This window comes from Yersinia sp. 1652 StPb PI (assembly GCF_041538345.1).
Classification (GTDB): Bacteria; Pseudomonadota; Gammaproteobacteria; order Enterobacterales; family Enterobacteriaceae; genus Yersinia; species Yersinia enterocolitica_E.
This window is the reverse complement of the sequence record NZ_JAULSM010000001.1, coordinates 1572266-1585818: the sequence shown is the minus strand read 5'-3', so window position 1 is coordinate 1585818 and position 13553 is coordinate 1572266. Positions and strand designations below refer to the sequence as shown.

Sequence of the window (13553 nt, the reverse complement as noted above, 5' to 3'; positions counted from 1 at the left end):
CCTTCTCACGGTTACTTTGTCATCAATACCACAGGCTCATGATTGGCCAGCCCACCAGTAGCAACATTGAGATGTAGAACACCCCCATGATGCCACCCAGCCGCCAGTAATCTTTCGATTTCACATAACCACAGCCATAGATAATCACACCAGGGCCAGTCGCATACGGCGTCAGGACACCCATGATCCCAATGGATAACACCAGCAGCATGGATAAATGCTCCATCGGCACACCACTTAAACCTTTACCGACTGCCAAAATAACCGGCAGCATGGTTGCCGTGTGGGCAGACAAGCTGGCAAACAGATAATGAGAGAAATAGAACACCAATACTAGCGCCACCACCGTCATATTCGGCGAGAAACCATCCAAATGGGTACTCATGGTATTGGCGAACCAATCAATGAAGCCCGACCGCGTTAAGCCATTGGCCATCACCACCAGTGTGGCCAGATTGACCAGCGTGTTCCAGGCACTTGAGTATTTAGTAATGTCTTTCCACGACACCACATGCAGTGCCAACATCAGGGATACTGCCAGCAACCCTACCGCCGTCGCATCGATGAATTTACCGCCAAACACCCATAAGCACAGGCTCAGCAGCACCAAACCAATCAGAATTGCTTCCTTGCGCGTTAACGCCCCCATCTCAGTCAGTGCTGTTTGCGCCCAAGCTGCTACCTCATCGCTTTTGGTCACGCCGGGTTTATACAACACATAAGAGAGCCAGGGTGCCACGATCAGTAAAATTAACCCAACGGGCAGGAACGCCAGGAACCACTGCATCCAGCCAATATGAACACCGGCAATTTTATTGACAAACTCAATACCCAGCACGTTAGGTGCCGCGCCAGTGACAAACATGGAGGAGCTGATACTGGTCCCGATCACCATCATCCACATTAGGTACCCACCGATACGCCGTGACGACGGATCATTGGGGAATGAGTCAAACAGGGGTGGCAGATTTTTTACTACCGGGAACACTGTCCCCCCGGTACGGGCAGTATTGGATGGTGTAAAGGGTGCCAACAGAATATCTATAATAACAATGGCATAACCCAACGTCAGGGTACGTTTGCCCATGAATTTCACCATGAACAGGGCGATACGGCGGCCAAGTCCGGTGGCTTCATAACCCAGCGCAAAGATAAATGCCCCAAACACCAGCCAGACGGTGGTACTGGAGAACCCGGCCAGCCCCCATTTTAAAGACTCTTTACCGCCGTTAAAGCTGGCATCAGCCACTTCAGCCGCACTAAATAGCACCCAATCTGAACTCAGTACACATATCGTCACGGCGATAAAGCTTATCGCGGTGGCGGGGATCGGTTCTAAAATCATCCCAACAATCATGGCGACAAAAATCGCAAAATAGCGCCAGGCTTGAGGTGGCATTCCTTCCGGGGTGGGAATCAACAGCAGAACAGCCAGCACCACAAAAGGCGCGAGCGCTTTCCATAATTTCTCTTGCGACTTCAACATAGAGATACTCCTATAGCTGTTACTGGTTCAATAACAACGCTATTATTTTTGTGAGGGAGATGATGAGGGAACTGCGCCAGAAACCAGGTTAGGATCAGCAGGTCAGCACTGCCGCCGGGACTAAGGTTGCGAGCGATACATTGGGTATCAAACATTCGCACCCGCCTCAGGCTGAGAGGAGAACCCATCCCTGCCGATGCGAGTGAGGCCAGAATCTCTGTCGCCTGCTGTTGCAGCCATTGCAGCCCGGCCATACCGCCACGGGACACCACATTGGTATCGCGGTTGACGGACATCAAAATCAGCAAGGTGTGCAATAAGGCATGGTCGGATTCCGCCCCGTTAACTAATAAGCGTTGGTAAGCGGGCAAGGCATAATTCAACACTGTAGCGAAGCCAGATTCGGCCTCGCCGCGTGCGCCGGTCAGGCCATAGTGATAGAACAGCCGTTGGCCCGCCGTTTGTTGTGGATTGGATTGACGCAACTCACGCTCTGTCAGCCCAGAACACAGGCGCGCCGCCTCCTGGCAAATAGCATTAGCGCTAATCCATTCACCTCGCGCTTTCAGCCGCCCCAACGCACAGCAAATTAATCCCAGCGAAAAAACGCTACCTTTATGGGTATTCACCCCCCCGGTGGCGTGGAACATACTGTTTTCACACGCCAGTCCCAGCGGTCGCAGGCTGTTCAGTGCTGCCTGCCCACCAAGCTGAGCATGGTTGATACCCTGTTCTATAAAGCGCGGGAGCCACGGCGCAATAGCATCAGCACTGTGATAAAAATCGATCAGCGCCATATCCTTATGTGCACCACAATTGAAGCGATCCACCAGGCCCGGTTTCGGTGTCAGATTCACCTCTGCCAGCATGGCGCGATACGCCAGTGCGCCATATTTTTTGGCAAAGTCAGAGGAGGCGGCAGGTGATTGAGCCGCCCTGTTGTCAGTGCGTTGCAGTTGTGGCATTGAGCATCAACTCCATCTGAACCAATAGTTGGTCAATACTGTGGGTTTGCGCGCGGGCACAGACATTGGCTGGACGGTGACAAAGCAGACAGCGGCGCGGCGCTAACCCCACATCACGGCGCGATAAGATTTGCCCCGATGCATCAAGCACATCGATATCCCATAACCGGCCCTGCGGGTGTTTTAGCTCAAGTAACAACGCGGCGTCCTTCACCTGTTCCGCAGGTAAATCCACCGCCATCAAACCTTCACAGCCGGTCGGCAGTGGAAAAATCTCTTGCTGCAACACTGGCCAACACTGCCGTTGACTTAGCGAGGTGATCGCCTGCCATGCCAATGCAAATAATTTGCGCGTCAATGGGTTATCTTTCACCGCACCGGGTGCCACCAACGTCAGTGAAATCAACGTCACCTGATGGCGAGCCAGCCACGCCTGTTGTCTGCTCTGACGGGACTCACGGCTGGTAAGTAACTCCGGTAAGCTGATGGGCCGATTGGCCGCTAACGCAGGAGAGAGTGTGTTCATCGCCTACTCCTGTATTTGATGCACAACGTCAATCACTGAGCCGTCGCGATAGCGCACCACCGCTACCACGCGATCAGTAAATGCAATAGGTTGTGGCACGCCAGTCAGTAGTAACGCGCGCTGATGCAGCCATTCGATGGTGACTACGGCTAAACCGGCTTGCTGTAAGCGTTCCGCCAATTCGGGCCGGGCTGGATTAACCGCAATACCATGATCGGTCACTAAAATATCGACACTGGAACCGGGCGTCACACAGGTGGTGACGTCATTGACCAGCGTCGGGATCCGGCCACGAACCAAGGGAGCGACGATGATAGAGAGTCGGGCGGCGACCGCAGTATCGCAATGGCCGCCAGAGGCTCCGCGTAACACGCCATCCGAGCCGGTCAGTACATTGACGTTAAAACGGGTATCAATCTCCAGAGCACTGAGCACCACCACATCCAGTCGATCGACTGACGCACCTTTCGAACTAAAATTGGCGTATTGATTGGCACTGATTTCGATGTGACGTGGGTTACGGGCCAGTGAGGAGGCAGCCTGCCGGTCAAAGCTTTGCACATCCAACAACTTGGTAATCAGCCCTTTTTCGTGCAGTTCTACCATCGTTGAAGTAATGCCACCGAGGGCAAAAGCGGCAGTAATGTTGCGCCGCAGCATTTTATCCTCAAGGAAGCGCGTCACTGCCAGTGATGCCCCGCCAGTCCCGGTTTGCAAAGAAAATCCATCGACAAAATAGCCGGAACCGGCAATCACCTCGGCAGCTCGGCGGGCAATCAGTAACTCACGAGGATTGGAGGTCATTCGGGTGGTATCAGCACCGATCTTGTCGGCATCACCGACCTTTTCAACCTGTACAATCAGGTCAACTTGATCTTGGGTAATACTGGCCGGATGATGGGGATAGGTCACCACCGCTTCTGTCAGCAACACCACACAGTGTGCATAGTCTGCATCGACTTTGGCATAGCCCAACGAGCCACAACAGGCATTGCCGCTAAAGCCATTGGCGTTACCAAATTCATCACAGGCCGGTACGCCGATAAAGGCAATATCGATAGTCAGTTCGCCGGATTCAATCAGATTAACCCGGCCACCGTGGGAGTGAATCTGTACGGGTTTAGCCAGTAACCCGCGAGAGATCTCTTCTGCCAACGGCCCGCGCAGACCAGAGGTATAGATCTCACTGACCACCCCATTGCGGATATGATCCACCAGCGGTGAATGGCAGTCGCTCAGCGAACTGGAGGCCAGACGCAGATTTTTGAATCCCATGGCGGCAATGGTATCCATCACCAGATTCAGGGTTAAATCACCAGCACGAAAAGCATGGTGAAAGGAGATAGTCATGCCATCTTGCAACCCGCAACGGCGGATAACTGTCTCCAGTGAGTCGCATATTTTGATATCACGGGGTTTCTGCGCCTGTAAATTCGCTTTCGAGGTGTTTTGATACAGGTGGTACGCCGGGCCGTTATCCTGAGTGCGACTTAAACTTTCTACTCGTTGTTGCCTATTCATCTTTTATTCCTCACGCAGGCCACTGACCGCACGTTGCAAAACCAACCGTGCCCGTTCAATCACCGGGCTATCTACCATCTTGCCGTTCAGGGAGACCACCCCACGTCCTTCGGCTTCCGCCGCCGCCGCCGCATCGACCACTCGTTGTGCGTGCTGGACTTCCTTCTCGGTCGGGGCGTAGAGGTTATGTAGCAGTTCGATTTGCCGTGGGTTAATCAGCGATTTGCCATCAAAGCCCAGTTGTTTGATCAATGCGGCTTCCTGCAAAAAACCGGCCTCGTTGTTGGCATCGGAATAGACGGTATCGAAAGCCTGAATTCCAACAGCGCGGGCCGCCTGCAAAATTGAACAGCGCGCAAACAGCAGCTCAATACCTTCTGGTGAGCGCTCGGTACGCAAGTTACGCACATAATCCTCTGCACCTAATGCAATCCCCATCAGGCGCGGAGATGCCTGTGCAATAGCCAGTGCCTGAGTAATCCCTTGTGCTGACTCAATCGCGGCCAGTAGACCTGTACTGCCAACGTCGCGGCCGCATTCCGACTCGATACGGCTGATCTCGCGCGCCATATCGGTCACATCTTGCGCACAGTCAGTTTTGGGCAGACGTACAATATCGGCCCCCCCTCGGACCACCGCTTCCAAATCGGCCAGTCCGTAGGCTGAGTCCAACGCATTGACTCGCACAATGGTTTCCACATCTTGATAAAGCGGGTGTTGCAAGGCGTGATAGACCAAACGTCGGGCGGCATCTTTTTCGCGCAGAATAACCGAGTCTTCCAGATCGAACATCAATGCATCAGCCTGATAAATAAAGGCATTACTTACCATTGCAGCATTAGCGCCGGGAACAAATAACATGCTGCGACGCATTCTGTTTTTCATTTCAGGTTTCATCACGATGCTCTCCATGGCAGAATTTTTTCGTTACTTGCCCTGAGTAGCGCGGTTTCCAACCGTGCCTGCAATACGCAATCCAGTGCGCCTTTATCGTCAATAATCAGTTGCACTCCGTTTACCCGATACTGTTCCAACAGCGCCAAAACGCTGTAACGAATAGCTTCACCAAACTGCTTATCCACACTGCTATGTATTTGCAGATCTATTTCGGGTGGATTTAATGGCGCAATGCGCACCATCACGTCGCTCGACTCCAGTGTTCCGGCGACGGCCTCTCTGATAATTTTCATTTTTCACCTGATTAACTTGTCTTCAAATTCGAGGTTGCTGATCTACGTATCTGCACCTATCTTTGCGCCCTGTTTTATTCGGCTAAAACAGGGCTGGATCCTTTGCTGAAGCTACCTTTTTTGCCCGCTGCGCCAGTAGGCGTTGTAGATAGTGGCAGGTGGCGGGGGGGACCAATTTACGAATGGTTTCGCCATCCCCCTGAGCCAGTAATTTGCGTACCCAAGAGGCAGAAATAGCGGTGTTGTGATATTTAAGGCGCTCAATTTCTACCAGTGAGATGGGGGGATAGACTAATAACGGGGTTTCCAGCCAGTAGCTCATGTCATGGTTATATTTGGCGGTCACGGTACAAAACGGTTCGGTACCAACAAAGCGGTGAGTGACACCCAATGCCGGGGCCAAATATTGACGGAATATCTTCAGATCGATTTCGGTATAGCAGTCATCGGCCACACCTTGATCTTTAATGAAATAACATGGGAAAGTGGCACGAGAGATCATATATTCCGAGCCAGGATGCACGGTAAGATTGGTAATATCCTCGGTGCCACTGAGCACTAATTGCAGGCGGTCTTCATAAGGGAAACGCGAGTTATCTTCTTTCACCAAAAACAGGTGCAACCAATCACACTGTGCCGCGGCCTGGCGGACTAAATATTGATGCCCACGGGTAAACGGATTGGCATTCATTACGATGCTGCCAATTTTTTGTCCCGGTTGGCGTAACTGGCTTAATTGTTTGGCATAACGCTGCAAGCGGCAGGCGCTATTTTCCATCAACACCACAATACCGGGGACACTGGCTATCGGATAAAAGCCACAGGCTTTAAATAAGTCTTCATTCTTGGTCTTGGTATAAATAAACAGATGGCTATGGTGACGTTCATAGGCCAAATTGACCAGTTCGGTCGCCAGGGTCAGCGCCAATCCTTCCCCCCTAACCTGCTCACTGATTGCCACGCATTTGATAATATTACCGGCAATCCCGCCACAGGCCACGAGTTGTTCATTACGGCTTACGGTAATAAATACGTCAACAGTGGTATCTATATTCAGATCGTTAGCACGCAAGAAACGTGTTATTTCTGCAATTTGCTGATGCTCTGAACGATTAATTTGACTAAATACCGTATCCATAATTCACTCTCTAGCATAACGTTTATATAACAAATAAAGCACAAGTTAAACTCCCGATAATCAGGCAAGTAAAAGCGTGCGATTTAAATTAAAAATTCACATAAAAACAACAATATAAAATAACCATTTAAAAACTGATTTTTAATTTCAATTAATTTACGACCACATGCTAAACATAAAAATAGCGTTGTTAATTGACCTATTTCACATATAAGAGAGTAAATATAAGTTATTTAATGGTTTTAATTTCTTTAATTATTAATATTATTTTTTATTTCTCTTAGCTATTTAATTATTGCTTAAATTCACTTATGTTAATGCCTGTGCTAATGGTCCATATGTTAATTAAGGTGAGTAGCATGCCCAGTTCCTCTTCAGGTTCTTCCCCATTACGCAAATTAAAATGGCACGGTCTGAAATGGAGTCGCTTGAAGAATATTGCCTTCCCACTGCGTATATTTTTGCTGCTATTAACCGTCTCGATCATTTTGGTTGGTACACTTGATCGTTTTCTGAGCCACAGTTTTGAACAATATTTACTGGATCAGGTCAGTAAAACCGCGATGAATCAGGCCAAGATTATCGCCGCGATGGATTCGGTGGTGGATGCAGTAAAACGCCGCGATAAAGCTCAGTTAGCACAAATTGTGGGGCGGTTAGGTGATACCTCAGATCTTGATTATCTGGTGATTGGCGATACTCAGTCGATTCGTCTGTATCACCCTAATCCGCAAATGATTGGTTATCCGATGCAATGGACGAAACCCGGTGCGCTGGAACGAGGTGAAAGTTATATCATTTTCGGTAAAGGCTCGATGGGGGAAGCGATGCGGGCTAAAACCCCGATCCGCGACGAACACGGACAAATCATCGGGGTCGTTTCTCTGGGCTACCTCATCAGCAAGATTGACCACTGGCGACTCATTTATCTGCTGCCACTCACTCACTCGTTTATCATGGTGCTGATTGTATTGCTATTGCTGTCATGGCTGTTTGCACACCACATCCGCCGCCAAATGATGGGAATGGAGCCGAAAGAGATAGCGCGAGTATTACGCCAACAAGAAGCCTTGTTTGGTGCCGTATTTGAAGGGCTGCTGGCGGTTGATCCTGAGGGAAGGATCACTGCAATCAATCAAAATGCGCGTAAAATGCTGCACATCTCCGCCACACCACAACAGTTAATAGGTTGCAACGTCAGTGAAGTGGTCTCACCTGACCATTTCTTCCTCGATCAAACCGGCGATAACCGTCAGGATGAGCTATGTACCTTTAATGGCTTGAATACTATCGCCAATCGGGCGGGTATTTGGTCTGAAGAGGGGGTGTTTCAAGGCTGGGTGGTGAGCTTTCGTAGCCAGGATGATATTCATACTCTTAGCGTCCAACTGAGCCAGATTAAGCAATATGTCGAGAATCTACGCACGGTGCGCCATGAACACTTGAACTGGATGTCAACCATCAGTGGGTTGTTGCAGATGAAAGAGTTTGATCGGGCACTTGAGATGGTAAAAACCGAGTCTTCATCCCATCAGGCTCTGATTGATATGTTACGCACCGCGTTCAGTAACCGGCAAATTGCCGCTTTACTCTTCGGTAAATACCACCGGGCCAAAGAGTTAGGGCTGAGCTTGAACTTTATTCCCGGTTGCCAGTTGGGCATACTGCCGCCCACCATCGGGGAGAACGAATTGGCTGCTATCATGGGGAATTTATTGGATAACGCTTTTGAGGCTAGCTTGAAGAACCCGGAATGCGATAAACAGGTTGAAATTTACCTTTCTGATGAAGGGGATAACTTGATTTTGGAGGTTGCCGACCACGGTTGCGGTATCGATCCGCAACTGCAAGATAGCTTATTCGAACGCGGTATCAGCTCTAAAAATTCAGACGAACACGGGATCGGCCTGTACCTGGTAGCCACCTATGTTCAGCAAAGTGGCGGCACCATTACGATAGAAGAAAATCCGCCGCGCGGCACCTTATTTACGGTCTTTATTCCGAAGACGCGTTGATCTCAAAGATGAGGAGATCCCATGGAATGGCTTAATATTTTAGTGGTAGAAGACGAAACACCGCTGGCAGAGATGCATGCAGAATTTATCAAACAAAGCAGCTATTGCCACGAAGTTTGGCTCGCGGGTAATTTGCAACAAGCCCGCAGCATGGTGATGCGTTTCAAGCCTGATTTAATTTTGCTGGATAACTATCTGCCCGATGGTAGTGGCCTGGAATTACTGCGTGAGATGACCTTACAGGGTTTCTCTGGTGGCATTATTTTCGTCACTGCGGCCAGCGATAGTGAGACGGTATCTGAAGCAATCCGTTATGGGGTTTTTGATTACCTGATTAAACCGGTAGCCTATGAGCGGTTGGAGCAGTCATTAGCCCGTTACAGCCACCGCCATCAGGTATTACAAGATGGTACCAAGGTTAATCAGCGCCAGATCGATGAAATGTATAATACCTATGCCCGTGGTGAACAGAAAGTGACGCTACCATTAGGCATAGACCAGATGACATTGGACAAAATCCAAACCCTATTCAGTGATAACACGGCGGAGTACACCGCAGAAACTGTCGCCCAGGTTCTGGGATTAAGCCGTACCACGGCACGCCGTTATCTGGAGTTCTGTGCCACTAATCAGGCCCTACAGGCAGAAATTATTTATGGCAAGGTGGGTCGGCCACAGCGGATTTATCGCAGTAAAAAATCAGCGTAGTTGGGACGGCTCCCCACTCGATAGCAAAGGCGTTCCACCGTCAATCACGTGGAGCGCTTCATTTCTCAGATAATAATTGCCTAGTTAATAATCAGATTTTTCCTGCATCTGTTAAGCCTCTAACATTTTTGATAACAATTATTGCTACAACAAAGATTGATGAGCATCATGCAGGCTAGGTTCCGTAATACAGAAAAATCATGATTAATGTTGCATTGATAGATGACCATATTGTCGTCCGCTCTGGGTTTGCCCAACTGCTCTCGCTGGAAAAAGATATTCGCATTATTGGTGAATATGGTTCGGCAGCGCAGGCGTGGGCCGAACTACCGAATATCGATGTGCATGTTACCGTTATGGATATTTCGATGCCGGATGAAAGCGGGCTAAGTCTGCTCAAACGTCTGCGTCAAACCATGCCTCATTTTCGCGCAATTATTCTGAGTATTTATGACACCACCGCCTTTGTGCAAAGTGCGATGGATGCGGGTGCCAGCGGCTATCTGACTAAACGCTGTGGCCCGGATGAATTGGTTCAGGCGCTGCGGACGGTCAATGGCGGCGGCCTCTATCTGTGTGCTGACGCACTGCGAGCACTGCGTTATATACCACAACATCCGCCACAACTGGCAATATTAACGCCACGCGAGAAAGAGGTTTTCCAATTGTTAATCAATGGAATCAGTGTTAAATCCATTGCCGAGCAATTGTCACTCAGCCACAAAACCGTCCACGTCCATCGAGCCAATATTCTGGGCAAACTCAACTGTGAAACCACTGTCGAACTGGTGCATTTTGCCCTACAGCATCAGTTGTTGGCAGGTAATTAAGTATGTTACAGCTACGGTCGGTGGGGCTATCGCTGTTTCTGACCATCTTCTACTCTCTGAGTTGGCTCGCCCTGTGGACCATCAGTTTTTATCTCAGCAATGACGGCTTACACGCCGTTTTACTGCTGCCGCAAGGGCTACGGCTGGCCTTAATGATTCTGCTACCCCGCCGTTATTGGCCGGTACTGCTGCTGGCCGAATCTGGGATGTTGTGGTGGTTGTATAGCGAAAAGTTGCAAGTTACTGCCTTAATTGTGCTTTCATCGGCGCTGAGTTTATTGCCCGCCTGGCTGAGTCAACGTTTCTGGCATCACTACACCCTTTATTGGCAACGGCTATTACTTTTACTCACTGCGGTGACGGGCAACAGCTTACTGCACGGCTTCGTACTGGGTTTTTGGCTGCCTTTATCGTTAACGCAGACCCTGCTTGCCACCTTTACCGGCGGTATTTTGCTAGTCCCCTTTACCTATCTTATCTATGAATATTTAAAGCAGCAGCACATCCGTAACCTGTTTTCCCAACAGATGCCCGATCCGCCGCTGCGTACCTCGCTACTGATTTGGTGCTCGCTTATTTTTGCCATTGGCGTGTGTATACAGGTTGCTATTACGCCGAATATGGAGCGCCTGTTGCTGATTTTTGTTTTTCTACCCAATGTGTTTATGGCTTACAAATTCGGTTGGCAAGGGGGGGTATTGGCTGCGGTATTAGGCAGCCTGATGATAACAGTCACCCGTCAGGCCAGTGGCGCTTTTCATGACCTGTCGGAACTGGAGCTGTTCCTCTCGACCCAGGCCTTACTGGGAATGACATTAGGTATCGCCATCAGCCGCCAACAGCAACTGACCCAACATCTGCACCGTTACCGCAATCAGTTAGAACAAGAACTGCAAACCCGCCGTAAGCTGATGGAACGGTTGGTGCATACCGAGGAGGATGTGCGCAAAGAGATCGCACGCGAATTGCATGATGAAATTGGCCAGAATATCACCGCAATTCAAATCCAGGCGATGTTAGTCAACCGCAGCGCCCCCTCTGCGGCAGCGCAATCCGCAGCAAATCAGATAAGTACCCTGTCGCAACGTATTCATCAAACCACGCGCCAACTGTTACGCCAGTTACGTCCGCCAGTTCTGGATGAAATGCCGCTGGATCAAGCACTGCACCATCTGGCTGAAGAATTTGCTTTTGCCGAGCAAGGTATCAACTTCCAACTGGATTATGCGCTGCCACCCGACCCTGGTGAAGATGCGGTGATATTCACCCTGTATCGACTGGTGCAGGAGTTATTGAACAATATTAATAAGCATGCCAAGGCTCGCAATATTCATGTCAGCCTGCGCATCGGTAACAATATCATCACGCTGGACGTGCGCGATGATGGCATGGGTATTCCGGTGCAACCGCCAGGAGGTGGTTTTGGCCTGCGTGGCATTGAAGAACGGGTGCGCGCACTGGGGGGAGACTGGTTACTGCAACGCCGGTTAGGTACCCGGGTGGTGGTCAATCTACCCACTCACGTCCGCAGTAATGACACTGTGAACCTGCCCACAAAATTGAATCAAAAGTCTTCATAAATAAGCATTATTCCTAGCCGCCTAAAACCTTGTCTCATCTCTTTCACTTTCACCTTCCCTACACTCAACTCACTTACTGGAGGAATCCATGCCTGCATCGCACACGTCGTCGAAGACTTTACCCCCCGAGCCTTTGACGCCGGAACAGGTGAATGCGCGTTATCGCTATTGGCGGCCGCGCCTGATGGCCGCCATGGTGATGGGTTACGCCGCTTTTTATTTAACGCGTAAAAGTGTCAATTACGCGATGCCAGTGATGCAACTGGAACTGGGGTTGGACAAAGGGGATATCGGCTTACTCGGCACCCTGTTTTACCTGGCTTACGGCGGTTCTAAATTTGTCTCCGGTATCGTCAGCGACCGGACTCAAGCCCGCTGGATTATGGGTATCGGCCTGATGATGACCGGGGTGCTGAATGTGGTGTTCACCCTATGCCACACCCTACCCGCACTGTTAATTGTGTGGACCTTGAATGGCTTCTTTCAAGGATGGGGCTGGCCGCCATGCGCCAAATTGCTCAGCACATGGTATTCACGCAGTGAACGCGGTAGCTGGTGGGGATGCTGGAATACCTCTATCAGCATCGGGGGGGCGGCAGTGCCTCTGCTGTCTGCCTTTCTGGCCTCGCACTATGGCTGGCAAGCCGCACTACTGGTACCGGGTGCGATAGGCATCATATTAGGGATTTGGCTGTGCTGGCAGTTGTGCGATAAGCCGCAACAGCAAGGTTTGCCGACTATCGGCCAATGGCGGCGCGATCCACAGGATCAATGGCAGGAGCAACAAAGCCCGCCGATGCCGATGGGGCGTATTTTACGTGATGCCATTTTAGGTAATCGCACCATCTGGTTGCTGGGGGTCTCTTATGTGCTGGTCTATTTGATCCGCATTGCTCTCAACGACTGGGGCAATATCTGGCTGGCGGAGAGCCATGGAGTCAATTTGCTCAGTGCCAATGCCACGTTATCGCTATTTGAGTTAGGTGGATTATTTGGCGCGCTGTTTGCTGGCTGGGGATCAGATCTGTTATTTCGTGGTCAGCGGGCACCGATGATTTTGTTATTCGCGCTGGGGTTATTTCTGACTATGACCGCGCTGTGGTTGGCACCGGTACATAACTATCCGCTGCTGTCAGTGACGTTTTTCAGTATCGGTTTTTTTGTTTTCGGACCGCAAATGCTGATTGGATTGGCGGCAACGGAATATACCCATAAAGACGCCGCCGGTACGGTCACTGGATTTCTCGGATTATTTGCCTACCTCGGTGCAGCACTCGCGGGATGGCCACTGGCGCAAGTATTGCAACATTATGGCTGGCAAGGTTTTTTTGCCTTACTGACGCTGGCATCAGCCGGGGTTGGGTTGCTATTAATGCCGCTATTAATGACCGGTATGAATTTGTCGGGGTTGGAACTCGCGCAAAAGAGATTCGCCCCACAAGATAAAGATAATCTTTAGCCCGCAATGGAACGCAGGTGAGTAGTACCTAAAAAAGAAAATAAAACAGTACGTTACGTGAAGTGAGCACGACCTCGACCCTACAACATCAGCCCGACCTGTCACCCCGTATCGGCGACAAAAAGGGATAAAAGG

General features: G+C 50.3%; 12 protein-coding genes. 5 read left to right on the top strand and 7 right to left on the bottom strand.

All coding sequences use genetic code 11. The features are described 5' to 3' along the window. Positions 1-22 precede the first annotated feature (22 nt). From Q2T71_RS07125 to citC, 7 genes are all read right to left on the bottom strand, one after another. Positions 23-1486, bottom strand: a complete 1464-nt coding sequence (locus Q2T71_RS07125) for an anion permease (RefSeq protein WP_083159211.1) — start codon at positions 1484-1486, stop codon at positions 23-25. Continuing rightward, complete coding sequence (gene citG, locus Q2T71_RS07120; RefSeq protein WP_372558568.1) at positions 1480-2451, bottom strand: triphosphoribosyl-dephospho-CoA synthase CitG; 972 nt, start codon at positions 2449-2451, stop codon at positions 1480-1482. The genes Q2T71_RS07125 and citG overlap by 7 nt, the downstream gene beginning before the upstream one ends. Next, positions 2429-2977, bottom strand: a complete 549-nt coding sequence (gene citX, locus Q2T71_RS07115) for a citrate lyase holo-[acyl-carrier protein] synthase (protein ID WP_372558567.1) — start codon at positions 2975-2977, stop codon at positions 2429-2431. The genes citG and citX overlap by 23 nt, the downstream gene beginning before the upstream one ends. A gap of 3 nt (positions 2978-2980) precedes the next feature. Continuing rightward, a complete protein-coding gene (citF, locus tag Q2T71_RS07110) occupies positions 2981-4498 on the bottom strand; it encodes a citrate lyase subunit alpha (RefSeq protein WP_372558566.1) in 1518 nt (505 codons plus the stop codon). Positions 4499-4501: 3 nt separating this feature from the next. Further along, entirely contained in the window at positions 4502-5395 is an 894-nt protein-coding gene (citE, locus tag Q2T71_RS07105; RefSeq protein ID WP_372559871.1) for a citrate (pro-3S)-lyase subunit beta, read from the bottom strand. Continuing rightward, positions 5395-5688: a citrate lyase acyl carrier protein gene (gene citD, locus Q2T71_RS07100; protein WP_372558565.1), complete on the bottom strand. Its 294-nt coding sequence runs from the start codon at positions 5686-5688 to the stop codon at positions 5395-5397. The genes citE and citD overlap by 1 nt, the downstream gene beginning before the upstream one ends. An 82-nt stretch (positions 5689-5770) precedes the next feature. Then, positions 5771-6826, bottom strand: coding sequence for a [citrate (pro-3S)-lyase] ligase (gene citC / locus Q2T71_RS07095; RefSeq protein WP_372558564.1), 1056 nt, complete (start codon positions 6824-6826; stop codon positions 5771-5773). 338 nt (positions 6827-7164) lie between these two features. On the opposite strand from citC, the gene dpiB reads away from it, so the two are divergent. From dpiB to uhpC, 5 genes are all read left to right on the top strand, one after another. Further along, on the top strand, positions 7165-8841 hold the full coding sequence (dpiB, locus tag Q2T71_RS07090; RefSeq protein WP_372558563.1) for a sensor histidine kinase DpiB: 1677 nt from the start codon (positions 7165-7167) through the stop codon (positions 8839-8841). A 21-nt stretch (positions 8842-8862) separates the two neighbouring features. Continuing rightward, the gene (dpiA, locus tag Q2T71_RS07085) at positions 8863-9549 is read left to right on the top strand and encodes a two-component response regulator DpiA (protein WP_372558562.1); all 687 of its coding nucleotides are present in this window, start codon (positions 8863-8865) and stop codon (positions 9547-9549) included. 200 nt (positions 9550-9749) lie between these two features. Continuing rightward, positions 9750-10379: a response regulator gene (locus tag Q2T71_RS07080; RefSeq protein WP_083159218.1), complete on the top strand. Its 630-nt coding sequence runs from the start codon at positions 9750-9752 to the stop codon at positions 10377-10379. A gap of 2 nt (positions 10380-10381) precedes the next feature. After that, positions 10382-11959 carry an MASE1 domain-containing protein gene (locus Q2T71_RS07075; RefSeq protein ID WP_372558561.1) on the top strand — a complete coding sequence of 526 codons (1578 nt, stop codon included), beginning with the start codon at positions 10382-10384 and terminating at the stop codon, positions 11957-11959. 88 nt (positions 11960-12047) lie between these two features. Further along, entirely contained in the window at positions 12048-13418 is a 1371-nt protein-coding gene (uhpC, locus tag Q2T71_RS07070; protein ID WP_372558560.1) for an MFS transporter family glucose-6-phosphate receptor UhpC, read from the top strand. The last annotated feature ends 135 nt before the right edge of the window (positions 13419-13553 follow it).